The following is a 22,456-nucleotide window of genomic DNA, read 5'->3' on the forward strand; positions in this document are numbered from 1 at the left end:
GGGGACGGGCAGCGCGCCCGTCCCCGGCCGAGGTGTTTCCGTACGGTCCCGCCCTCGGACCTGCGCGGCCCGAGGGGGTGTCCTGCCGGCCGTCCCAGGCTCGCGTGCCCCGGCACCGCACCCTGATCCGGTCTGACCGACAGGACACCCCCTACCCGCGGTCCGGGACGCAGCGGCCGTCCTCGGTGCGGTACTTCCACCGGGCGCCCTCGCGGACCAGCTCGGAGACCGCGCGCAGGAAACGGTCGATGTGCTCGTCGGGCGTGCCGGCCCCGAAGCTGACCCGGATCGCGTTGAGCGAGAGCTCGCCCGGCTCGGCCTCGGGGGCGCCGCACTCCCCCGGGTCCTGCGGGTCGCTGCCGAGGAGGGTGCGCACGAGCGGGTGGGCGCAGAAGAGGCCGTCGCGCACCCCGATGCCGTACTCGGCGGAGAGCGCCGCGGCGAAGTGCGAGCTGTTCCAGCCGCGCACCACGAAGGAGATGACGCCGACCCGGGGCGCGTCTTCGCCGAAGAGCGAGAGCACCTGCACCTCGGGCACCTCGGCGAGCCCTTCACGGACCCGGGACACCAGCTCCTGCTCCCGGGCGACGAGGTTGTCGAAGCCCGCCTCGGTGAGGGCCTTGCAGGCGGAGGCGATGGAGTAGACGCCGATGACGTTGGGCGAACCGGCCTCGTGGCGGGCGGCCGTGGTGTGCCAGTCGACGTCCACGCCGCCGTCGGCGCGCCGGGCGACCTTGCGGGACGCGCCGCCGCCGGCGAGGTACGGCTCGGCGGCCCGGAGCCAGTCGGCGCGGCCGGCCAGGACCCCGGAGCCGAAGGGCGCGTACAGCTTGTGGCCGGAGAACGCGACCCAGTCGACGTCCAGTTCGGCGATGTCGACGGGGTGGTGCGGGGCGAGCTGGGCGGCGTCCAGGACGATGCGGGCGCCGTGCGCGTGGGCGGCGGCGGCCAGTTCCTTGACCGGCCACAGCTCGCCGGTCACGTTGGAGGCGCCGGTGACGCAGACGAGGGCCGGGCCGTAGGGGTCGCGGTCGGCGAGCGCGCGCTCCAGGGTCTCGACGGCCTGGCCCGGGGTGCGGGGCGCGTCGAGGTAGGTGACCCGGGCGTCGCGCCAGGGCAGCAGGGAGGCGTGGTGCTCGGTCTCGTACACGAAGACCTGGCAGTTCGCGGGGATGGCGGCGGCCAGCAGGTTGAGGGAGTCGGTCGTGGAGCGGGTGAAGACCACCTGGTCCTCCGGGCGGCAGCCGAGGAACTCGGCGACCGTGCGGCGGCTGTTCTCGAAGAGGTCGGTGGAGAGCTGCGAGAGGTATCCGGCACCGCGGTGGACACTGCCGTAGTACGGGGCGTACGCGGCGACGTCGTCCCAGACCCGCTGGAGGGCAGGGGCGCTGGCGGCGTAGTCGAGCGCGGCGTAGGAGACTTCACCGCCGGTGACGAGCGGAACGGTGACGTCCTGACCCAGAACGGGCAGCGGGGCACAAACCGACGGTTCGAGGGCAGCGGTGGAGACAGACATGGCGAACTCCCGTAACAGGCAGGCGAAATCAACGCGCCCGCGGATACGCGGCGGCGCGGAGAGGGAAGGAAGAGAGGTGCGCTGAAGAAGGGCGGTCAGCTCAGGGCAGAAAGAAGCCCTGGGACGAGCCCTAACGCATTCGCTTGCTCACAGAAGGCTCCCTAGGGACCAGGACCCCGGGGGCTGGCATCCGCTGGATGCCGAGGGGCCCGCGCTTGCCGCAGACCTCGCTGCCTACGGCCTGGTCTTCACCCGGGGCACCCCGCCACGGACGGAGGGTTGCCGGACAGCGGGCCGGGGCCGTAGTCGCTGTCACTCATGACCTGCGCAGCATCTTGCCATATGTGTCCGCACGCGCAAGGGCGCAGTCCGGCATCCGGACTGCGCCCTGGGTCACACGTGTGCGCCGCGGACTGGACTCAGGCGTTGCTGGCCGCCACCCAGCGCTCCAGGGCCCGCTTGGCCGCCCCGGAGTCGATGGACTCGGCCGCCACCGCGATCCTCGCCGCGAGCTGCTCGGTCAGCGTGCCGGGGCCGGGGTCCAGGGCGACCAGCGCCGCCGCCGAGTTGAGCAGCACCGCTTCCCGTACCGCGCCCCTCTCGCCGTCCAGCAGGCGGCGGGCCACATCGGCGTTGTACGAGGCGTCGGCGCCGCGCAGCGCCTCGACCGGGACGATGGGCAGCCCTACGTCGCGCGGGTCGAACGCCTCCTCGCGGACCGCGCCGTCGCGCACCACCCAGACCCGGGAGGTGGCGGTGGTGGTCAGCTCGTCGAGCCCGTCGTCGCCGCGGAAGACGAGGGCGGAGTTGCCCCGGTCGGCCAGCACGCCCGCGACGATGGGCGCCATCCGGGCGTCGGCGACCCCGACGGCCTGGGAGCGCACCTGGGCCGGGTTGGTGAGGGGGCCCAGGATGTTGAACGTGGTCTGCGCGCCGAGCTCCTTGCGGGCCTTGGCGGCGTACCGCAGGGCGGGGTGGAACTTCACGGCGAAGCAGAAGGTGATGCCCGCCTGCTCGGCCACCTCGACCACCCGGCGCGGGGTCAGCTCCAGGTTGACGCCGAGCTTCTCCAGGACGTCGGAGGAGCCGCTCGCGGAGGACGCGGCCCGGTTGCCGTGCTTGACGACCTTGGCACCGGTGCCGGCGATGACGATCGCGGACATGGTGGAGATGTTGACGGTCTTGGCCAGGTCGCCGCCGGTGCCGACGATGTCGACGGTGCGGCCGGGCACCTCGATGGTGTTGGCGTGGGCGTACATGGCGCGGACCAGGCCGGTGACCTCGTCGACGGTCTCACCCTTGGCCCGCAGCGCCACGGCGAACCCGGCGATCTGCGCGTCGGTGGCCTCGCCGCTCATGATGCGGTCCATGGCCCAGGCGGTCTCCTCGGCGCTGAGGTTCTCGCCGCGCAGCAGGGGGTTGAGAAGGCCGGGCCAGGAACGGTCCGCCACGCCGTCGCCGCCGCTCGGGGTCACCACGTTCATGGTCCGCTCCAGGGTCCACAGCCGGTCAGAAGAGTCGGCTCCACCCTATCCAGCCCCGGGGACCGCGAAGGGCCCCGTCCATCGAATGGACGGGGCCCTCACGGTGGCGATCAGTTCAGGTGATCAGTGGTGGCCGTGGCCCTCGCTGATCTCCTTGTACTCCTCGGCGGTCGCCTTGGGGATCTGGTTCCCGTCGGCGTAGTACCCCTTGCTGAGCTTGGCGCGCAGCTTCTGCACCGGGGAGATCTTGCGCTTGACGCCGTTCTCGTCGACCGCGGGGCCGAGTTCGAGCGGCTTGTACTGCTCGTGCGCCGTGAGCGTGTGCAGCTGCTCCTGGCTGAGCGGCTCGTGGATCTCCACGAACTCACCGTGCGGCAGGCGCTTGATGATGCCGCTCTCGCGACCGTGCAGCACCTTCTCCTTGTCGCGGCGCTGGAGGCCGAGGCAGATCCGCTTGGTGACGATGAACGCGATGACCGGTCCGGCGAAGAAGAAGATCCGGACGAACCAGGTGATCGCGTTGATCGACAGGTGGAAGTGCGTGGCCCACAGGTCGTTTCCACCGCCGATGAGGCCGACGAAGTACGCCGTGATCCAGGCGACGCCGAACGCGGTCCGGGTCGGGGCGTTGCGCGGGCGGTCCAGGATGTGGTGCTCGCGCTTGTCGCCGGTGATCCAGGACTCGATGAACGGGTAGAGCGCGATGACACCGAGCACCAGACCGAACGCGACCAGCGGGATGAACACGCCCAGGACGAGCGTGTGGCCCCACAGGTTGATCTCCCAGCCCGGCATCACACGGACCAGACCCTCGGCGAAGCCCATGTACCAGTCGGGCTGGGCGCCGGTGGACACCTGGTCGACCCGGTACGGGCCGAGCGCCCAGATCGGGTTGATCGTGGCGATGGCCGAGATGACCGCGATGATGCCGAAGACGAGGAAGAAGAACCCTCCGGCCTTCGCCATGTACACGGGCAGCAGCGGCATGCCGACGACGTTCTTGTTGGTCCGGCCGGGACCCGCGAACTGCGTGTGCTTGTGGTAGAAGACCAGGATCAGGTGGGCCACCAGCAGGCCGAGCATGATGCCCGGCAGCAGCAGGATGTGGATCGAGTAGAACCGGGCCACGAAGTCGTGGCCGGGGAACTCGCCGCCGAACAAAAACATCGAGATGTAGGTACCGACGATCGGCACCGACAGGATCGCGCCCTGGGTGAAGCGGACACCCGTACCGGAGAGCAGGTCGTCCGGGAGGGAGTAGCCGGTGAACCCGGTGAACATGCCGAGCACGAACAGCAGGAAGCCGAAGAGCCAGTTGATCTCGCGCGGCTTGCGGAAGGCGCCCGTGAAGAAGACGCGCATCATGTGCACGAACATGGCGGCCAGGAAGATCAGCGCGGCCCAGTGGTGGATCTGCCGCACAAGCAGACCACCGCGGACCTCGAAGCTGATCTTCAGGGTCGAGGCATAGGCCTCGGACATCCGGATGCCCTGCATGGGCTCGTACGGACCGTGGTAGACGATCTCGCCCATGCTCGGCTGGAAGAACAGCGTCAGATACACACCCGTGAGGATGATGATGATGAAGCTGTAGAGCGCGACCTCACCGAGCATGAAGGACCAGTGGTCCGGGAAGATCTTGCGCATGTTGGCCTTGGCGAGGCCGTAGATGCCCAGCCGGCCGTCCGCCCAGTCGGCAACCCGCTCGCCGGCCGGAGCCTTGCGCCCGCTCGCCGGTTCGGCGGCGGAGGGGTTCTTTGTCGCAGTACTCATCCGCGCTCCCAGAAGGCAGCACCGACGGGCTCGTCGAAGTCGCCGAGCGCCTCGAGGTTGCCCTCGCTGTTGACACCGATCCGCAGCTGCGGAAGGGGGTGGCCGGCCGGACCGAAGATGACGCGAGCGCCGTCGGAGAGGTCGAAGGTGGACTGGTGGCACGGGCAGAGCACGTGATGCGTCTGCTGCTCGTACAGGCTGATCGGGCAGCCGACGTGGGTGCAGATCTTGGAGAACGCGACGATGCCCTCGTGGGCCCAGTCACGCTGGCGCTTGTCCTTGATGTCGTCCGGCTCGATGCGGACGATCATCAGGGCGGCCTTGCCCATCTGCGTCTGGAAGTCGTGCGACTCCGGGTCGAGCCCCTCGGGCATGGCGAAGGCCAGCGACCCGACGGTGATGTGCTCGGGGCGCAGCGGCTTCATCGTGTTCATGTTGATGAGCTGCTTGCCCTCCGCCCAGAGGGTGTTGCGGAGCTTCTTCTCCGGCAGCGGACCGAGGTCGCGCAGCAGGACCACACCGGAGAGCGGCACCAGGGCCAGCGCACCGAACATGGTGTTGCGGATCAGCTTGCGACGGCCGATCGCGGACTCCTCGGCACCGGCCTTGAAGTCCGCCAGGACCTGGGCCTTGACCTCGGCCGGGGCCTCGATCGGGTGCCGGTCGGCGGCGACCTCGACGTCGGACATCAGGGTGCGCGCCCAGTGGACGGCTCCCGCTCCGATGAAGAAGAGCGCCGCGCCCAGGGTGAGACCCAGGGAGAAGTTGAGCGCGCTCACATGGCCGAACGGCCAGATGTAGACGATCTTGTCCACCGGGAAGATGACGTAGGAGGCGATGAAGCCCACCGTCGCCAGCATCGAGAGGGTGAACATGAGCGCGACGGCCCGCTCGGAGCGGTTCGCGGCGCGTTCGTCCAGGTCCTGGATGCGCGGCTTGTGGGCCGGCAGCCCCGGGTCGGCGAACGGGTCGTCCGTACCCTCGACCGCGCCGTGCGCGGTCTCCTGCACCACGGGCAGGCTGTCTTCTGGAATCTGTTGGCTACTCATGACTTCTTGGCCTTAGCGGTGTGGGCCGCGACCCAAACGGCGACTGCGACGAGCGCGCCGAGTCCGAAGATCCAGGCGAACAGACCTTCGCTGACCGGACCGAGACCGCCGAGGGCCAGACCGCCGGGGCTCTCCGTCTCGTCACCGTTCACGGACTCGATGTACGCGATGATGTCCTTCTTCTCCTGCTCCGGCATCGTCGTGTCGGGGAAGGAGGGCATGCTCTGCGGGCCGGTCTGCATGGCCTCGTAGATGTGCTTCGGGCTCACACCTTCGAGGTCCGGTGCGTACTTGCCCTCCGTCAGGGCTCCGCCCTTACCGGTGAAGTTGTGGCACTGGGCGCAGTTGGTACGGAACAGCTCGCCGCCGTTGGCGACGTCCGCGCCCGCCGGGTCGACCTGCTTGTCGGTCGGGGTGACCGGACCGGCGCCGAGCGACGCGATGTACGCCGCGAGCTGGTCGATCTCAGCCTGGCTGTAGATGACCTTCTTCTTCGGTACCTGGGCGCCCGGCTGCTGCGCGGGCATACGGCCCGTACCGACCTGGAAGTCGACGGCGGCGGAGCCCACGCCCACGAGGGACGGCCCGTCGGTGGTGCCCTGACCGCCGGTGCCGTGGCAGCTGGCGCAGCCTACGGAGTAGAGCTTCTTGCCCTCTTCGATGGCGAGGGACTGGGCGGTTTCATCGGCCTGCGCCTTGCCCGCAGGCGCAAACGCGGCGTACAGCCCCCCGGTAGCCGCCAGCGCGAGGAGTAGTACGACGACCGCCGCCAGCGGATGGCGTCGTCGTGCGGAGAGCTTTTTCACGGATTACCCCGGTGTCAGGATCTTCTGCGTCGATGGTGGGCGGGTGCGAGCCCGGGTTACTTGATCATGTAGATCGTTGCGAACAGGCCGATCCATACGACATCGACGAAGTGCCAGTAGTAGGACACGACGATGGCGGCGGTGGCCTGATCGTGGGTGAACCTCTTGGCCGCGTACGTTCTGCCGAGGACCAGCAGGAAGGCGATGAGACCGCCTGTCACGTGCAGACCGTGGAAGCCGGTGGTCAGGTAGAACACCGAGCCGTAGGGGTCGGACGAGAGGGAGAGCCCCGCGTCCTTGACCAGCTCGGTGTACTCCAGGACCTGGCCGCCGATGAAGATCGCACCCATCACGAACGTGATGATGAACCAGGTGCGGAGCTTCTTCACATCGCCCCGCTCGGCGGCGAAGACGCCGAGCTGGCAGGTGAGTGAGGAGAGCACCAGGATCGTGGTGTTCGTCGCCGAGAACGGGAAGTTCAGATGATCGGACATCTCCTTCCAGTAATCGGGTCCCATCACCGATCGCAGGGTGAAGTACATCGCGAAGAGGGCCGCGAAGAACATCAGCTCGGAACTCAACCAGATGATGGTTCCGACGCTGGTGAGGTTCGGCCGATTGACCGACGGGTGCGCGTGCCCGGTTTCTACTGTCGTTGCTGTCGCCACGACCGACATTATGTCGGTCGCTTATCCCGCCCTCACCCCGGGGGGTGCCGTTCGGTGTGTCCGGACCGTCCGCAGGGGCCCCGCCCTGCGCCGAACGGCCCATCGCATCGTCGTCATCACCGGTGCTGACGGCCGGTCGGGCGGAGTACGATCCGCGCATCGGTTCATGCCCCGAGAGCCCCGACGACGTCGATGTCACGGAGGAACAATGCAGGCGACCGCCACGGTCCTGGTCTACAGCGACGACGCCAACATCCGCGAGCAGGTGAGGCTGGCAGCCGGTCGCAGGCCTGCCGCGGACGTCCCACCGGTGGAGTTCCTGGAGTGCGCGACGCTCCCGGCCGTCCTGAAGGCGCTGGACGGCGGCGGCATCGACGTCTGTGTGCTGGACGGGGAGACGGCTCCCGTCGGCGGCATGGGCGTCTGCCGCCAGATCAAGGACGAGATCTTCCACTGCCCGCCGGTCCTCCTGCTGATCGGCCGCCCGCAGGACGCGTGGCTGGCCACCTGGAGCCGTGCGGAGTCCGCCGTGACGCTGCCGGTGGACCCGGTGGAGTTCCCCGACGCGCTGGCGGCCCTGCTGCGGCAGCGGCTCGCCGTGGAGGCCTGAGAGCGGCCTGAGGCCCGCAGAAGCCCCCACGGCCCGTAGGAGGGCGTGGGGGCTTCTCGGTGCCCGGCGGTCCCGGTTGTCAGACGTGGGGCCGCAGCCGGGCGGTCTGGAGCGTCTGCGGGCTGTCCGGCGCCCCTTCGTGGAGTGCGCTGCCCTGCTGCCACTTCTCCCAGGAGAGGTTCCAGTCGCCGAACCCGTTGCCGAACGGGTCCATGTCCTCGCCCTCGCTGCCGACGACCTTGACGATGTCGCCCTCGCGCACGGTGTCGAAGAACCACTCGGCGTTGCTCGTGCTCATGCCGGTGCAGCCGTGGCTGACGTTGGCGTTGCCCTGGGAGCCGGTGGACCAGGGGGCGGCGTGGACGTACTCGCCGCTCCAGGTCACCCGGGTGGCCCAGTAGACCGGCAGGTCGTACGACTCCGAGGAGCCGGCGGCGATGCCGATGGACTCGCCGCGCATGCGTACGAACTGCTCCTTGGCGAGCACCACCTTGACCCCGTTGCGGGTGGAGAAGCCGGGCTTGCCGGTGGTGACCGGAATGGTATTGATCACTTCTCCGTTGCGGAGCACCGTCATGGAGTGGTCCGAGGCGTCGGTGACGGCCTCGATCCGGTCGCCGGTGGTGAGCTTGAGAGGCTTGGCCTCGGCTCCGTAGAGCGCGTTGGTCACCTTGATGCCGGCCAGGTTGGAGCGCACCTCGATGGTGGCGTTCGCCGGCCAGTACTCCTTCGGACGGTAGTGCAGCTTCTTGTCGTCGACCCAGTACCAGGAGCCGGTGGTGGCCGGGGTGGAGCGGACCTTCAGGGCACGCTCGACGGTGGCCCTGGACGCCTTGTCGGTGACCGGAGCGCTGAGTTCCGCCGTGATGGGCTGTCCGACGCCGTAGGTGCCCGCCTCCGGGCCGAAAGCGACCTTCAGCAGCTTCTTGGGCGAGGAGGTGTCGAAGGAGAGCGTACGGACGCCTGGGGCGCCGTCGCCGTTCTCCGTGGAGACCCTGACGGTGTATCCGGTGCCGGCCGCCAGTGGGGCGGTGGAGCGCCAGCGCCTGCCGTCGGCGGACAGCTCGCCCGCGAGGTGGCGCCCGCCGGTGTCCACGGCGCTGACGTCGGTGATGCGCCCGTCGTCACCCTTGACGGTGACTTCCAGGGGCTTGTCGGGGTCGGCCTTCTCCTTGTCGGAGGGGCCGTTGAAGGAGACCTGGTCGCCCGCGTCGTAAGGCTTCGTCGAGAGCGGGTGGCCGTCGGGCGAGCCACATGCGGTCGCACCCGCGGCGAGGGTCACGACCAGGAGGGTGCAGCTCACTACGGTGCGGATGCGTGGCGTGTGGTTCATGCGCTCCACGCTAGGAAGGTTCCTCCGTTCCAGCGCGTTCAGTGACTGCAAACGGGCGAAAGGCCCGCGCCGCTTGCGGCGGCGCGGGCCTTTCCTGGTGTAGCGCGTGTCACCGGCGGTGCGGTGGCACGGGGTGGGGTGTCACTGGGTGCGGTTCTCGCCCCGGTAGTACTCGAAGACCCAGCCGAAGAGGCCGATCAGGAGCAGGGGGGCGGAGAAGTAGAGCAGCCACCAGCCGAAGACGACGCCCATGAAGGCGAAGGCTCCGCCGACCGCCAGGGAGAGCGGCTGCCAGCTGTGCGGGGAGAAGAACCCCAGCTCGCCCGCCTCGTCGGCGACATCGGCTTCCTTGTTGTCCTGGGCCATCGCGTCGACCCGGTTGGCCGTGAAGGCCAGGTAGAAGCCGATCATGACGGCCAGGCCGAAGGCCAGGAAGAGCGCCGTGGTGCCGACCGGCTCCTTCGACCACACGCCGTACACGACGGCCATGCCGAGGATGAAGACGCTCAGCCAGATGAACATCTGTCCCTGGATCTTCACTTGCCTGCCTCCTTGCCGCCGGCCAGAGCCTTGTCCGACTCGGAGTCATGGCCGAGCTGCTCCAGCGCCGTGATCTCCGGGTGGTGCAGGTCGAACGCCGGGGATTCGGAACGGATCCGCGGCAGCGTGAGGAAGTTGTGCCGCGGCGGCGGGCAGGAGGTCGCCCACTCCAGCGAGCGGCCGTAACCCCACGGGTCGTCGACCTCGATCTTCTTGCCGTACTTCGCGGTCTTCCAGACGTTGTAGAAGAACGGGAGCATCGACAGGCCGAGCAGGAACGAGGAGATCGTCGAGATCGTGTTCAGCGCGGTGAAGCCGTCGGCGTCGAGGTAGTCCGCGTAACGACGCGGCATGCCCTCGGCACCGAGCCAGTGCTGCACCAGGAAAGTGCCGTGGAAGCCCACGAACAGCGTCCAGAACGTGATCTTGCCGAGCCGCTCGTCCAGCATCTTGCCGGTGAACTTCGGCCACCAGAAGTGGAATCCGGAGAACATCGCGAAGACCACGGTGCCGAAGATGACGTAGTGGAAGTGCGCGACGACGAAGTACGAGTCGGAGACGTGGAAGTCCATCGGGGGCGAGGCGAGGATGACACCGGTCAGACCACCGAAGGTGAAGGTGATCAGGAAGCCGACGGCCCAGAGCATCGGTGTCTCGAAGGACAACGACCCCTTCCACATCGTGCCGATCCAGTTGAAGAACTTCACGCCTGTCGGTACGGCGATGAGGAACGTCATGAAGGAGAAGAACGGCAACAGCACACCGCCGGTGACGTACATGTGGTGCGCCCACACCGTCACGGAAAGGCCGGCGATCGCGATCGTCGCGGCGATCAGACCGATGTAGCCGAACATCGGCTTGCGGCTGAAGACCGGGATGACCTCGGAAATGATTCCGAAGAATGGCAACGCGATGATGTACACCTCTGGATGTCCGAAGAACCAGAAGAGGTGTTGCCAGAGCAATGCGCCGCCGTTGGCCGCGTCGAAGACATGCGCACCGAATTTACGGTCGGCCTCCAGCGCGAAGAGCGCGGCGGCCAGGACCGGGAAGGCCAGCAGGACCAGAACACCGGTCAGCAGGACGTTCCAGGTGAAGATCGGCATGCGGAACATCGTCATGCCGGGGGCGCGCATGCAGATGATCGTGGTGATGAAGTTGACCGAGCCGAGGATCGTGCCGAAGCCGGAGAAGGCCAGACCCATGATCCACATGTCGGCGCCGACGCCCGGCGAACGGACCGCGTCCGAGAGCGGGGAGTAGGCGAACCAGCCGAAGTCGGCCGCACCCTGCGGGGTGAGGAACCCGGCCACCGCGATGATCGAGCCGAAGAGGTACAGCCAGTACGCGAACATGTTCAGCCGCGGGAACGCCACGTCGGGCGCGCCGATCTGCAGCGGCATGATCCAGTTGGCGAATCCGGCGAACAGCGGCGTCGCGAACATCAGCAGCATGATCGTGCCGTGCATCGTGAACGCCTGGTTGAACTGCTCGTTCGACATGATCTGCGTGCCCGGACGGGCCAGCTCGGCGCGCATGAAGAGCGCCATGAGTCCGCCGATGCAGAAGAACACGAACGAGGTGACCAGGTAGAGCGTACCGATCGTCTTGTGGTCGGTGGTGGTCAGCCACTTCACGACGATGTTTCCCGGCTGCTTGCGCCGCACGGGCAGTTCGTCCTCGTACGAGTCGTCTGCCGGAGCGGCACCCTGAGGTTCGTTGAGGATGCTCACAGTTGGTTCTTCTCCGCATTCCTGGCCGGGTCCGTCTGCGCGATCCCTGCCGGCACGTAGCCCGTCTGGCCCTTCTCAGCCAGCTCCTTGAGGTGCTGCTGGTAACGCTCCGGGGAGACGACCTTGACGTTGAAGAGCATCCGGGAGTGGTCGACGCCGCAGAGCTCGGCGCACTTGCCCATGAAGGTGCCCTCGCGGTTGGGGGTCACCTCGAACACGTTGGTGTGGCCCGGGATGACGTCCTGCTTCATGAGGAACGGCACCACCCAGAAGGAGTGGATGACGTCACGCGAGGTGAGGACGAAGCGGACCTTCTCCCCCTTCGGCAGCCACAGGGTCGGACCCGGGTTGCCGTTCTGCGGGTTGCGGGTCCCGGGGATGCCCACGTCGTAGACGCCGCCGGCGCCCTCGGGGAAGTCCTTCTGGAACTTGTCGGGGATGGCGTTGAGCTCCTTGGGGACCTCGGGGCCCGCTGCGGGCTGGCCATCCACCTTCTCGATGTAGTTGAAGCCCCAGCTCCACTGGAAGCCGACCACGTTGATCGTGTGGGCCGGCTTGTCGGAGAGCTCGAGGAGCTTCGACTCATCACGCGCGGTGAAGTAGAAGAGCACCGAGACGATGATGAGGGGAACCACTGTGTACAACGCCTCGATGGGCATGTTGTACCTGGTCTGCGGAGGTACCTCCACCTTGGTCCGGCTACGCCGGTGGAAGAAGACGCTCCAGAGGATCAGCCCCCAGACAAGGACACCCGTGACGAGCGCTGCCGCCCACGAGCCTTGCCAGAGGGAGAGGATCCGAGGGGCCTCTTCCGTTACCGGGGTGGGCATACCGAGGCGGGGAAAATCCTCCCAGTTGTATGAACAACCGGAGGCCGTCGCCAGGACCAGGCCCGCAGTCAGCACCTGCGGCAGCTTCCGCCGCATCGGGCGCCGCGACGAGCGGTCGGAGCCGTTGGGACTCACGTAGCGCCTTCCCGAGAGTCTCGCCCGCACGGTCGGCGCGCCCGTATGTCTCTGGTCGGTCGCCGGCCCTGACGCGGGCAGGGGTTTGGATGTTTATGCGGACCAAACCCTACTGGACGCTATTTGGGGTCGCGCGGGGAGGGTGCCCAACGCGCCGCCCGACACCCCCTTGGGGTGGAATGCGGGCCTCCGGACCTCATCTGACGCCCACTCGCCCGCCCGGCAGGAGCGGTCCCCGGCGAGGTCGGGCCGGGTGCGGGCTAGCGTGGCGGGGTGCCCTACTTCGATACCGCCTCCGCCGCCCCCCTGCACCCCGTCGCACGCCGGGCGCTGCTTGCCGCGCTCGACGAGGGCTGGGCCGATCCCGCCCGCCTGTACCGGGAGGGGCGGCGGGCCAGGCTGCTCCTGGACGCGGCCCGGGAGGCGGCCGCGGAGGCCGTCGGGTGCCGCCCCGACGAGCTGGTCTTCACATCGTCCGGGACGACGGCGGTGCACGCGGGAATTGCCGGGACCCTTTCGGGGCGTCGGCGTGTCGGCCGCCATCTGGCCCACTCGGCGGTCGAACACTCGTCGGTGCTCCATTCGGCGGCGGCCCACGAGGCGGCGGGCGGTTCGTGCACCGAGGTGCCGGTGGACCGCTTCGGGGCGGTGGACCCGGCGGCGTTCGGCGGGGCGCTGCGGGCGGACACCGCGCTGGCCTGCCTCCAGTCGGCCAACCACGAGGTGGGCACCGAGCAGCCGGTGGCCGAGGTCGCCGCGCTCTGCGCTGAGGCCGGGGTGCCGCTGCTGGTGGACGCGGCCCAGTCGCTCGGCTGGGGGCCGGTCCCGGCGGGCTGGTCGCTGCTGACGGCGAGCGCGCACAAGTGGGGCGGGCCGGCCGGGGTCGGGCTGCTCGCGGTCCGCAAGGGGACCCGCTTCTCGCCCCGAGGACCGGCCGGGGAGCGGGAGTCGGGGCGGGCGCCGGGGTTCGAGAACCTGCCGGCGATCGTGGCGGCGGCGGCCTCGCTGCGCGCGGTAAGGGCCGAGGCGGCGGCGGAGGCGGTACGGCTGCGGGACCTGGTGGACCGGATCCGGAGCGTGGTGGCCGAGCGGGTGCCCGATGTGGAGGTGGTGGGTGATCCGGTGCGGCGGCTGCCGCATCTGGTCACCTTCTCCTGTCTCTATGTCGACGGGGAGACCCTGCTGCACGAGCTGGACCGGAGGGAATTCTCCGTTTCGTCCGGTTCGTCCTGTACGAGCAGCACGCTGACGCCGAGCCATGTGCTGAAGGCGATGGGGGTGCTCTCGGAGGGGAACGTCCGAGTGTCGCTGCCGCCGGGCACGGCCGGGGCGGACGTGGACCGCTTCCTCGAGGTGCTGCCCGAGGTGGTCGCGGAGGTGCGGGAGCGGCTCGGTGCCCCGGTGACCGCGCCCCCCTCCCCCGCGCCCGCCGCCTCGCTGGTGGTCGACGCGCTGGGCCGCCGCTGCCCGATCCCGGTGATCGAACTCGCAAAGGTGATCGGAGAGGTAGCGGTGGGCGCCACGGTGACGGTGCTCGCCGACGACGAGGCGGCGCGCCTGGACATCCCGGCCTGGTGCGAGATGCGGGGTCAGGAGTACGTGGGCGAGGAACCGGCGGACCGGGGTTCGGCCTATGTGGTCCGCCGGCTCAGCTGATCACGCCAGGTGCTGCTGGACCTCGGCGGCGGCCTCGTGGCCGTACGCCTTGGTGAAGCGGTCCATGAAGCGGGTGCGGCGCAGGGTGTACTCCTGGGTGCCGACCGTCTCGATGACCAGGGTGGCGAGCATGCAGCCGACCTGGGCGGCGCGCTCCAGGCCGACGCCCCAGGCCAGGCCGGAGAGGAAGCCCGCGCGGAAGGCGTCGCCGACGCCGGTGGGGTCGGCCTTGGTCTCCTCCTCGGGACAGCCGACCTCGATGACCGGCTCGCCGGCCCGCTCGATCCGGACACCGCGGGCGCCGAGGGTGGTGACGCGGTGGCCGACCTTGGAGAGGATCTCCTCGTCGCTCCAGCCGGTCTTGGACTCGATGAGCCCCTTCTCGTACTCGTTGGAGAAGAGGTAGGTGGCGCCGTCGAGGAGGATGCGGATCTCCTCGCCGTCCATCCGCGCGATCTGCTGCGAGAAGTCGGCGGCGAACGGGATGTTCCGGGAGCGGCACTCCTCGGTGTGGCGGAGCATCGCCTCGGGGTCGTCGGCGCCGATGGAGACGAGGTCGAGGCCGCCGACGCGGTCGGCGACGCTCTTGAGCTCGATGAGGCGGGCCTCGCTCATCGCGCCCGTGTAGAAGGAGCCGATCTGGTTGTGGTCGGCGTCGGTGGTGCAGACGAAGCGGGCGGTGTGCAGGACCTCGGAGATGCGGACCGAACCGGTCTCGACGCCGTGCCGGTCGAGCCAGGCGCGGTACTCGTCGAAGTCGGCCCCGGCGGCGCCGACCAGGATCGGTTCCGTGCCGAGCAGGCCCATGCCGAAGCAGATGTTGGCGGCGACACCGCCGCGGCGGACGTCGAGGTTGTCGACCAGGAAGGAGAGGGAGACCGTGTGCAGCTGATCCGCGACCAGCTGGTCGGCGAAGCGGCCGGGGAAGGTCATGAGGTGGTCGGTGGCGATCGAGCCGGTGACTGCAATACGCACGGGGAGGCTGCTCCTGCGGAAGGCGAAGGGCCGTGAGTGCGCCCTCCGGGACGACGTGACAGTTCACGCTACCGGGTGGCCCGACCTCCAGGAAAAGGGAAAACTACCCGATAGTAGGGCTTTCTACCTGAGCTCGACCGTGGTTACGGTGCGGATATGTCGAAGCACACCGCATTGCCCGAGTCGGAATTGAGCCTGGCCGCCCTGCGCGGTGACTGCGCGCGGATGGCGCCGCACTGGACGGCGGCGGGGAAGAGCGCCCCGGTCCCGGTGAAGCCGTCCCTGATCAGCGGGGTGACGATCCCGCCCTCCTCGGCGCGGCTGATCGACGCGATGTCCGAGTACGGGGACTGAGGAGCGAAAGGGGACCGGCCGGGCCGCGTCGCCTTTCGGCCTTTCCGCACCCCTTCCGGCGCGCATCGGGCGTGCTCGTGTCCGGGGCTCCCCCGGGCGGTGGAACCGCAGGCTCCTCGGCTCCGTCCCACCGGTGTCCCCGTCCGGGGACACGCGGTAGGCGCCGCGACGGCAACGCAGTCGAAGGAGCGATCCGGTGAGCACCGAGCGACCCGACAACGACGTGACCGGTCCCCGGCGGCGGCGTCCGCCGCTCGCGGTGGCCTCGGTGGCCGCGGCCGTGCTGCTGGCCGGGGGCGGCGGGGCGTACTGGGCCTCGACCGCCTCGGGCGACGGCGACAGGGCCGCGAGCGGTACGGCGGCGAAGAAGTCGGCCCCCCTGCTGGCCCTGGACGCCCCGGCGGACGGCCCGGGCGGCACGTCCTCGGCCCCGGACTCCCCACCCGCCGGTATCGCCCCCGGTGAACCGGACCCGGGCGGCCCGCCCGTGATCTACCGGGCCGCGGGCGAGCTCCCCGACGGTCCGGACGAGGCGGCCGTCCACCACGCGAAGGGCACGGTGGCGTCGGCCGATGTCGCCCGGCTGGCGAAGGCGCTGGGCATTCCGGGCTCGCCGCGCACCGAGGGCACCTCGTGGGTGGTCGGGGACGACGACGGTCCCGGCGCGCTGCTGAAGGTGGCCAAGCAGGCTCCGGGCACCTGGACGTTCGCCGGCACCACCCCGTCCGAGCCCTGCGAGCCGGGGAAGATGTGCGCGAACGGCGCCACGGAGCCCGGTGGCGACCCGGTGAGCGAGAAGGCGGCGAAGGCGGCCGCGGCCCCGGTACTCAAGGCGGCCGGCCAGGACGACGCTGCGCTCGACGCGGGCCAGCTCATGGGCGATGTCCGCGTGGTGAACGCCGACCCGAAGATCGACGGGCTTGTGACGTACGGCTGGTCGACCGGGGTCCAGGTGGGCCCGGACGGCACGGTGACCGGCGGCAGCGGGCATCTGAAGGCGCTGGAGAAGGGCGCGACCTACCCGGCGGTCGGCGCGGACGAGGCGCTGAAGCAGCTGAACGAGGCGAGCAGGGGCAAGGGCGACGGCGGCCGGGACATCGGCGGCTGCGCCACCCCCGTACCGCTGGAGGGCGAGCCGAAGCCTCCCGCCGATCCGCAGTGCGTGCCGTCGAACGGCAAGCGGGCGCCGGTGACGCAGACGGTCGAGGACGCGGTGTTCGGTCTCGCGCTGAACTACGTGGACGGCCGGCAGGCGCTGGTGCCGTCCTGGCTCTTCACGGTCCGCCAGGCGCCGGGCGGTCCGGAGAACACGGTCACGCAGGTGGCGGTGGACCCGAAGTTCATCGAGAAGCCGGATGCGCCCACGACGCCCTCCGGGGACCGGAAGGTGACCTCGTACGGTGCGGACGGGCGGACCCTTGAGGTGACCTTCTGGGGCGGGGTGTGCAGTACGTACACGGCGAACGCCGAGGAGAGCGCGGGCCAGGTGCGGATCACGGTGACGGAGAAGCCGCAGGAGGGCAAGAAGGCCTGCATCATGATCGCCAAGGAGATGACCCGGACGGTGACGCTGGAGAAGCCGCTGGGCGACCGCACGGTGATCGACGCGGCATCGGGCGGCGCGGTACCGCGCGGCTGACGCGGACGTTCGCGCGGCACACACCACGTACGCACGGAGGCGGCCCCGGGAAGGGATTCCCGGGGCCGCCTCCGTATGCCGTGTGCTTGCCGCTCGCAGCGCTTAGCTGAACGAGTCGCCGCAGGCGCAGGAGCCGGTGGCGTTGGGGTTGTCGATCGTGAAGCCCTGCTTCTCGATGGTGTCGACGAAGTCGATGGAGGCGCCGCCCAGGTACGGGGCGCTCATCCGGTCGGTGACGACCTTGACACCGTCGAAGTCCTTCACCACGTCACCGTCGAGCGAGCGCTCGTCGAAGAAGAGCTGGTAGCGCAGGCCCGAGCAACCGCCGGGCTGAACGGCGACGCGCAGCGCCAGGTCCTCGCGGCCTTCCTGCTCCAGCAGAGCCTTGACCTTGGCTGCGGCGGCGTCGGACAGGAGGATGCCGTCGCTCACGGTGGTGGTCTCGTCCGATACGGACATCTGCTTCTCTCCCGGGTTGTACGGACTGCTTGCCGACGGTTCAACCGTCTCAGCCCCGGAATCATTCCGGGCCAAGCGCGTGTCTGTTCCTTTTCATGCTCGCACACCCGCTCGCCCGGGGGATGCGTCACATCGACGCTATCGGCATCGTCAAAGTGACACGAAGCGGCTATGATAGATAGCGTCAAATAGACGAAAAGGCGCGTTCGCCGAAGCCGCAGAGCAGAACGCAGAGAAGAAAGGGTGCGTGACGTGACCACGGCCCAGCCCCTGGACGTAACTCCCACACCCCTCGCGCTGCTGCTGCTCGGCCGCGAGGCCGACCCGAGGAGCGAGCGCGGCGTCGAATGCCCCGGTGACCTCCCCTCCCCGTCCGACCCGGACCTGGTGGAGCGCGCCCGTGCCGCGAAGGAGAAGCTCGGGGACAAGGTGTTCGTCCTCGGCCACCACTACCAGCGCGACGAGGTCATCCAGTTCGCGGACGTCACCGGTGACTCGTTCAAGCTGGCCCGCGACGCCGCCGCGCGCCCGGAGGCGGAGTACATCGTCTTCTGCGGTGTGCACTTCATGGCCGAGTCCGCGGACATCCTGACCACCGACGCCCAGGCGGTCGTGCTGCCCGACCTGGCGGCCGGCTGCTCGATGGCCGACATGGCCACCGCCGAGCAGGTCGCCGAGTGCTGGGACGTGCTGACGGAGGCCGGGGTCGCCGACCAGGTGGTGCCCGTCTCGTACATGAACTCCTCCGCCGACATCAAGGCCTTCACCGGCAGGCACGGCGGCACGATCTGCACGTCCTCGAACGCGAAACGGGCCCTGGAGTGGGCCTTCGAGCAGGGCGAGAAGATCCTCTTCCTCCCCGACCAGCACCTGGGCCGCAACACGGCCGTGCGGGACATGGGGATGGGCCTTGACGACTGCGTCGTCTACAACCCCCACAAGCCGAACGGCGGCCTCACCGCCGAGCAGCTGCGGGACGCGAAGATGATCCTGTGGCGCGGCCACTGCTCGGTCCACGGCCGCTTCTCGGTCGAGTCGGTCGAGGACGTCCGGGCCCGGATCCCCGGGGTCAACGTGCTGGTCCACCCGGAGTGCAAGCACGAGGTCGTCGCCGCCGCGGACTACGTGGGCTCGACGGAGTACATCATCAAGGCCCTGGAGGCGGCCCCGCGCGGCTCGAAGTGGGCCATCGGTACGGAGCTGAATCTGGTACGCCGCCTGGCGAACCGTTTCGCCGACGAGGACAAGGAGATCGTCTTCCTCGACAAGACGGTCTGCTTCTGCTCGACGATGAACCGCATCGACCTGCCGCACCTGGTCTGGACCCTGGAGTCCCTGGCCGACGGCAAGCTGGTCAACCGGATCGAGGTCGACCCGGAGACGGAGAAGTACGCCAAGCTCGCCCTGGAGCGGATGCTGGCGCTGCCGTAACGGACGCCGTTCCCCGCCGGGAGCCCCGGTATGCCGCAGGCCGGCGTACCGGGGCTTTCGCGTGCCCGGGAGCCATGACCGGGACGCGCCTCCGGTCGTCGGGTGCGGGCGACGAGACGGCCGAGGCGTCGGCGCGGGCGGAGCACGACGTACGGGACCGGCGGAGCGAGGCCGAGCGGGACCCCGCCGGGCCGCCGGGAGCCCCCCGGGTCCCCCTGAGAGCCGCCGTACGCGGCAGGGACCCGGCCCACGCGGGTGCGTGGGCCGGGTCCCTGCCTTGGGGTTCCGCCTGCGGGTCAGGCCTGCGCGGGCTCGGCCTCGCGGGCCTCCTCCGGCTTCGGCTGGTCCGGGGCGCCGGCCTTGGCCGCGCGCTTGGCGGCCTTCTTCTTGGCGCGGCGCTCCTTGCGCAGCTCGACCATCGCGTACAGCGTCGGCACGAGCAGCAGGGTCAGCAGCGTGGAGCTGATCAGACCGCCGATCACCACGACGCCCAGCGGCTGCGAGATGAAGCCGCCCTCGCCGGTGACGCCGAGCGCCATCGGGAGCAGGGCGAAGATGGTCGCGAGCGCCGTCATGATGATCGGGCGGAAGCGGTGGCGGCCGCCTTCGATGACCGCCTCCATGATCCCGAGACCCTGGGCCCGGTACTGGTTGATCAGGTCGATCAGCACGATCGCGTTGGTGACCACGATGCCGATGAGCATCAGCATGCCGATCATCGCGGGGACGCCCAGCGGTGTGCCCGTGATGAGCAGGAGGGCCAGCGCGCCGGTCGCCGCGAACGGCACGGAGACCAGCAGGATCAGCGGCTGGACGAGCGACCGGAACGTGGCCACCAGCAGCATGAAGACGATCGCGATGGCCGCCAGCATGGCGAGGCCGAGCTGCATGAACGCTTCGTTCTGGTCCTCGGTGACGCCGCCGATGGTGGCGGTGGCGCCTTCCGGCAGGTCCAGAGCGTCGATCTTCGTGGCGAGATCGGTGCTGACCGCGCCGGTGTTGTCGCCGACGGGCTTGGCGGTGACCGTCGCGGAGCGCTGTCCGTCGATCCGGGTCATCGAGACCGGGCCGGGGACGACCTTCACGTCGGCGATGTCGCCGAGCTTGACCGGGCCGAGCGGCAGGGCCTTCAGCTCGGCCACGGTGGCGGCGGGCTCGGCGGACCGGATGACGATGTCGCGCTCGGTGTCGTCGAGCGTCGCGGAGCCGGCGGGCGTACCGCGGACGGCTCCGGCGACGATTCCGCCGAGGGCGGCGGAGTCGAATCCGGCGGCGGCCGCCTTGTCGTTGGCGGTGACCGAGATGCGCGGGACGCTCTGCGCCAGGTCGCTCTGGACGTCGGTGACGTCCTTGATGGTGGCGACCTCGTCACGGACCGCCTCGGACGCCTTCTTCAGGATGTCGGCGTCGGCGGCCTTGACCACGACGCTCAGGTCCTGGGAGCCGAAGCCGTCGCCCGCGGCGATGGTGGTGTCGCCGATGCCGTCGAGCTTGCCGAGGGCCTCGTCGATGCGGTCCTGGGCGTCCTCGTAGTCCGCGGCGTCCTTCAGGGTGACCTGGTAGGAGGCCTGGTTGGAGCCGGTGCCGCCGCCGAAGGCGGCCATGAAGCCGGAGGAGCCGACGGTGACCTGGTAGTCCTTGACCCCCTTGTCCTCGGTCAGGACCTTCTCGACCTTGCGGGCGGCCTGGTCGGCGGCTTCCAGGCTGGTGCCGGGGGCGAGTTCCTGCTTGACGGTCAGGACCTCCTGCTCGCCGGCGTCGAAGAAGTTCGTCTTCAGCAGCGGGACCATGCCGAAGGTGCCGAGGAGCACGGCGACGGCGATGACGAGGCTGGTGATCCGGCGGCGGGTCGCGAAGCGCAGGACCGGGACGTAGATCCGCTGGAGCCTGCTGGCCGCTTCCCTCTCCTCGGCCAGGCGCCGGGCCTCCGCGGCGTCCTCGGGGGTGCCCTTGGGTGCGCGGAGGAACCAGTACGACAGGACCGGCACCACGGTGAGCGAGACGACCAGGGAGGCCAGCAGCGCCGCGGTGATGGTCAGCGAGAACGAGCCGAAGAGCTGGCCGACCATGCCGCCGACCAGGCCGATGGGCAGGAAGACCGCCACGGTCGTGAGGGTCGCGGAGGTGACCGCTCCGGCGACCTCCTTGACGGCGTTGACGATCGCCGCGTGGCGCTCCTCGCCGTAGCCGAGATGGCGCTTGATGTTCTCCAGGACCACGATCGAGTCGTCGACGACCCGGCCGATGGCGATGGTGAGCGCGCCGAGGGTGAGCATGTTGAGCGACAGGTCGCGGGTCCAGAGCACGATCAGCGCGAGGACGATCGAGAGCGGGATGGAGACCGCGGTGACCAGCGTCGAGCGGATCGAGGCGAGGAAGACCAGGATCACGATGACCGCGAAGACCAGGCCGAGCGCGCCCTCCGTGGTCAGACCCGAGATCGACTTCGAGACCGCGGGGCCCTGGTCGGAGACGACGGTCAGCTCGGCGCCGGCGCCGAGGTCCTTGCGCAGGTCGGGCAGCTTGTCCTCGACGGCGTCCGAGATGGCGACGGCGCTGCCGTCCTTGTCCATCGTCGCCATCACGGCGAGGCTCGGCTTGCCGTTGGTGCGGGTGATGGAGACCGCCGTGGACGGCTCCTGCCTCACCTCAGCCACGTCACCGAGGCGCACCGGCCCGGCCGGCTCGCCCGCGGCGCCCGCCGGGTCCTTGGCGACGACCTGGAGGTCCTCGATCTGCTTCAGGGAGGTGTAGGGGCCGCCGACCTGGATGGTGCGGCTCTTGCCGGACTCGGAGAAGGAACCGGCCGGCACGGTGGCGCCGCCCGACTGGAGGGCCTGGGCGAGCGTGCCCGCGTTCAGACCGGCCGCGGCGAGCTTCCTGTCGTCGGGGACGACGGAGACCTGGAGGTCCCGCACGCCGTCCACGGTGACCTGGCCGACGCCGTCGATGTCCTGGAGGGCCGGGACGACCGTGCGGTCGAGCTGGTCGGCCAGCGTCTGCTGGTCCTTGTCGGAGGTGACGGCGAGGACCACGGTCGGGATGTCGTCCGTGGAACCGGCGATGACCTGCGGGTCGACATCGGCGGGCAGCTGGGCGCGGGCCCGGTTCACCGCCTGCTGGATGTCCGCGACGAGTTGCTTGGTGCCCTCGTCGCCGAAGTCGAAGGTCGCCATGATGATGGCGTTGCCCTCGCTGGCGGTGGAGGTGATGGACTCGACGCCGTCGACGGCCTTGAGGGAGTTCTCCAGCGGCTCGACGACCTGCTTCTCGACCACATCGGGAGACGCACCCTGGTAGGGCGCCAGCACCGAGACCATCGGCAGTTCGATGGTCGGCAGCAGCTGCTGCTTGAGCTGCGGGATCGCTATCGCGCCGAAGACCAGCGCGACGATCGAGATCAGCCCGATCAGGGCCCTTTGCGCGAGGCTGAATCTGGACAGCCAGGACATGGGTGGGTCTCTC

General features: G+C 69.5%; 18 protein-coding genes and 1 riboswitch. Of the genes, 5 read left to right on the forward strand and 13 right to left on the reverse strand.

Annotated features, from left to right (window positions below; genetic code table 11):
- Nucleotides 1–151: 151 nt before the first annotated feature.
- The 6 genes from RNL97_RS08260 to ctaE form a co-directional block, all read right to left on the reverse strand.
- Nucleotides 152–1,516, reverse strand: coding sequence for an aminotransferase class V-fold PLP-dependent enzyme (locus RNL97_RS08260; RefSeq protein WP_313750528.1), 1,365 nt, complete (start codon nt 1,514–1,516; stop codon nt 152–154).
- Nucleotides 1,517–1,722: 206 nt separating this feature from the next.
- A riboswitch (SAM riboswitch) is annotated at nt 1,723–1,840 on the reverse strand.
- Between the two features lie 95 nt (nt 1,841–1,935).
- Entirely contained in the window at nt 1,936–3,000 is a 1,065-nt protein-coding gene (gene trpD / locus RNL97_RS08265) for an anthranilate phosphoribosyltransferase (protein ID WP_030583579.1), read from the reverse strand.
- Nucleotides 3,001–3,123: 123 nt separating this feature from the next.
- Nucleotides 3,124–4,773, reverse strand: a complete 1,650-nt coding sequence (gene qcrB / locus RNL97_RS08270; RefSeq protein WP_030583582.1) for a cytochrome bc1 complex cytochrome b subunit — start codon at nt 4,771–4,773, stop codon at nt 3,124–3,126.
- On the reverse strand, nt 4,770–5,822 hold the full coding sequence (qcrA, locus tag RNL97_RS08275; protein ID WP_030583585.1) for a cytochrome bc1 complex Rieske iron-sulfur subunit: 1,053 nt from the start codon (nt 5,820–5,822) through the stop codon (nt 4,770–4,772). The genes qcrB and qcrA overlap by 4 nt, the downstream gene beginning before the upstream one ends.
- Entirely contained in the window at nt 5,819–6,628 is an 810-nt protein-coding gene (gene qcrC / locus RNL97_RS08280) for a cytochrome bc1 complex diheme cytochrome c subunit (RefSeq protein ID WP_010057811.1), read from the reverse strand. Before qcrC ends, qcrA begins: the two co-directional genes overlap by 4 nt.
- Before the next feature lie 56 nt (nt 6,629–6,684).
- A complete protein-coding gene (gene ctaE / locus RNL97_RS08285) occupies nt 6,685–7,305 on the reverse strand; it encodes an aa3-type cytochrome oxidase subunit III (protein ID WP_003969635.1) in 621 nt (206 codons plus the stop codon).
- A 199-nt stretch (nt 7,306–7,504) separates the two neighbouring features.
- On the opposite strand from ctaE, the gene RNL97_RS08290 reads away from it, so the two are divergent.
- A complete protein-coding gene (locus RNL97_RS08290; protein ID WP_030583589.1) occupies nt 7,505–7,906 on the forward strand; it encodes a DNA-binding transcriptional response regulator in 402 nt (133 codons plus the stop codon).
- A 79-nt stretch (nt 7,907–7,985) separates the two neighbouring features.
- Here the strand turns inward: RNL97_RS08290 and RNL97_RS08295 are convergent, their stop codons facing one another.
- From RNL97_RS08295 to ctaC, 4 genes are all read right to left on the reverse strand, one after another.
- Nucleotides 7,986–9,239: a L,D-transpeptidase gene (locus RNL97_RS08295; RefSeq protein ID WP_030583592.1), complete on the reverse strand. Its 1,254-nt coding sequence runs from the start codon at nt 9,237–9,239 to the stop codon at nt 7,986–7,988.
- 141 nt (nt 9,240–9,380) lie between these two features.
- Complete coding sequence (locus RNL97_RS08300) at nt 9,381–9,779, reverse strand: cytochrome c oxidase subunit 4 (protein WP_030583595.1); 399 nt, start codon at nt 9,777–9,779, stop codon at nt 9,381–9,383.
- On the reverse strand, nt 9,776–11,512 hold the full coding sequence (ctaD, locus tag RNL97_RS08305) for an aa3-type cytochrome oxidase subunit I (protein ID WP_243313825.1): 1,737 nt from the start codon (nt 11,510–11,512) through the stop codon (nt 9,776–9,778). Before ctaD ends, RNL97_RS08300 begins: the two co-directional genes overlap by 4 nt.
- Complete coding sequence (ctaC, locus tag RNL97_RS08310) at nt 11,509–12,477, reverse strand: aa3-type cytochrome oxidase subunit II (RefSeq protein WP_006123921.1); 969 nt, start codon at nt 12,475–12,477, stop codon at nt 11,509–11,511. The genes ctaD and ctaC overlap by 4 nt, the downstream gene beginning before the upstream one ends.
- A 273-nt stretch (nt 12,478–12,750) precedes the next feature.
- Between ctaC and RNL97_RS08315 the strand changes: the two genes are divergently transcribed.
- Nucleotides 12,751–14,133: a cysteine desulfurase/sulfurtransferase TusA family protein gene (locus RNL97_RS08315; RefSeq protein WP_313750529.1), complete on the forward strand. Its 1,383-nt coding sequence runs from the start codon at nt 12,751–12,753 to the stop codon at nt 14,131–14,133.
- Here RNL97_RS08315 and RNL97_RS08320 read toward each other — a convergent pair whose 3' ends face one another.
- Nucleotides 14,134–15,108, reverse strand: a complete 975-nt coding sequence (locus RNL97_RS08320) for a carbohydrate kinase family protein (RefSeq protein WP_030583603.1) — start codon at nt 15,106–15,108, stop codon at nt 14,134–14,136.
- A 156-nt stretch (nt 15,109–15,264) separates the two neighbouring features.
- Between RNL97_RS08320 and RNL97_RS08325 the strand changes: the two genes are divergently transcribed.
- Together RNL97_RS08325 and RNL97_RS08330 are read left to right on the forward strand one after the other, a co-directional pair.
- Nucleotides 15,265–15,462 (forward strand): hypothetical protein, encoded by a 198-nt coding sequence (locus RNL97_RS08325; protein WP_030583606.1) that lies wholly within the window; start codon nt 15,265–15,267, stop codon nt 15,460–15,462.
- A gap of 196 nt (nt 15,463–15,658) precedes the next feature.
- Nucleotides 15,659–17,101 (forward strand): hypothetical protein, encoded by a 1,443-nt coding sequence (locus RNL97_RS08330; RefSeq protein ID WP_313750530.1) that lies wholly within the window; start codon nt 15,659–15,661, stop codon nt 17,099–17,101.
- Between the two features lie 102 nt (nt 17,102–17,203).
- Here RNL97_RS08330 and RNL97_RS08335 read toward each other — a convergent pair whose 3' ends face one another.
- On the reverse strand, nt 17,204–17,560 hold the full coding sequence (locus tag RNL97_RS08335; RefSeq protein WP_006123927.1) for an iron-sulfur cluster assembly accessory protein: 357 nt from the start codon (nt 17,558–17,560) through the stop codon (nt 17,204–17,206).
- A gap of 243 nt (nt 17,561–17,803) precedes the next feature.
- Here RNL97_RS08335 and nadA point away from each other — a divergent pair, with 243 nt between their 5' ends.
- A complete protein-coding gene (nadA, locus tag RNL97_RS08340; protein ID WP_030583615.1) occupies nt 17,804–18,991 on the forward strand; it encodes a quinolinate synthase NadA in 1,188 nt (395 codons plus the stop codon).
- A 296-nt stretch (nt 18,992–19,287) separates the two neighbouring features.
- Here the strand turns inward: nadA and RNL97_RS08345 are convergent, their stop codons facing one another.
- Nucleotides 19,288–22,443, reverse strand: coding sequence for an efflux RND transporter permease subunit (locus RNL97_RS08345; protein WP_030583616.1), 3,156 nt, complete (start codon nt 22,441–22,443; stop codon nt 19,288–19,290).
- Nucleotides 22,444–22,456: the final 13 nt, after the last annotated feature.

This window comes from Streptomyces parvus, assembly GCF_032121415.1.
Lineage (GTDB): Bacteria > Actinomycetota > Actinomycetes > Streptomycetales > Streptomycetaceae > Streptomyces > Streptomyces globisporus_A.

Bases quoted from the DNA above. Each gene is read 5' to 3' on its own strand.
- RNL97_RS08260 (WP_313750528.1), bottom strand. From the start codon at position 1,516: ATGTCTGTCTCCACCGCTGCCCTCGAACCGTCGGTTTGTGCCCCGCTG.
- trpD (WP_030583579.1), bottom strand. From the start codon at position 3,000: ATGAACGTGGTGACCCCGAGCGGCGGCGACGGCGTGGCGGACCGTTCC.
- qcrB (WP_030583582.1), bottom strand. From the start codon at position 4,773: ATGAGTACTGCGACAAAGAACCCCTCCGCCGCCGAACCGGCGAGCGGG.
- qcrA (WP_030583585.1), bottom strand. From the start codon at position 5,822: ATGAGTAGCCAACAGATTCCAGAAGACAGCCTGCCCGTGGTGCAGGAG.
- ctaE (WP_003969635.1), bottom strand. From the start codon at position 7,305: ATGTCGGTCGTGGCGACAGCAACGACAGTAGAAACCGGGCACGCGCAC.
- RNL97_RS08290 (WP_030583589.1), top strand. From the start codon at position 7,505: ATGCAGGCGACCGCCACGGTCCTGGTCTACAGCGACGACGCCAACATC.
- RNL97_RS08295 (WP_030583592.1), bottom strand. From the start codon at position 9,239: ATGAACCACACGCCACGCATCCGCACCGTAGTGAGCTGCACCCTCCTG.
- RNL97_RS08325 (WP_030583606.1), top strand. From the start codon at position 15,265: ATGTCGAAGCACACCGCATTGCCCGAGTCGGAATTGAGCCTGGCCGCC.
- RNL97_RS08335 (WP_006123927.1), bottom strand. From the start codon at position 17,560: ATGTCCGTATCGGACGAGACCACCACCGTGAGCGACGGCATCCTCCTG.
- RNL97_RS08345 (WP_030583616.1), bottom strand. From the start codon at position 22,443: ATGTCCTGGCTGTCCAGATTCAGCCTCGCGCAAAGGGCCCTGATCGGG.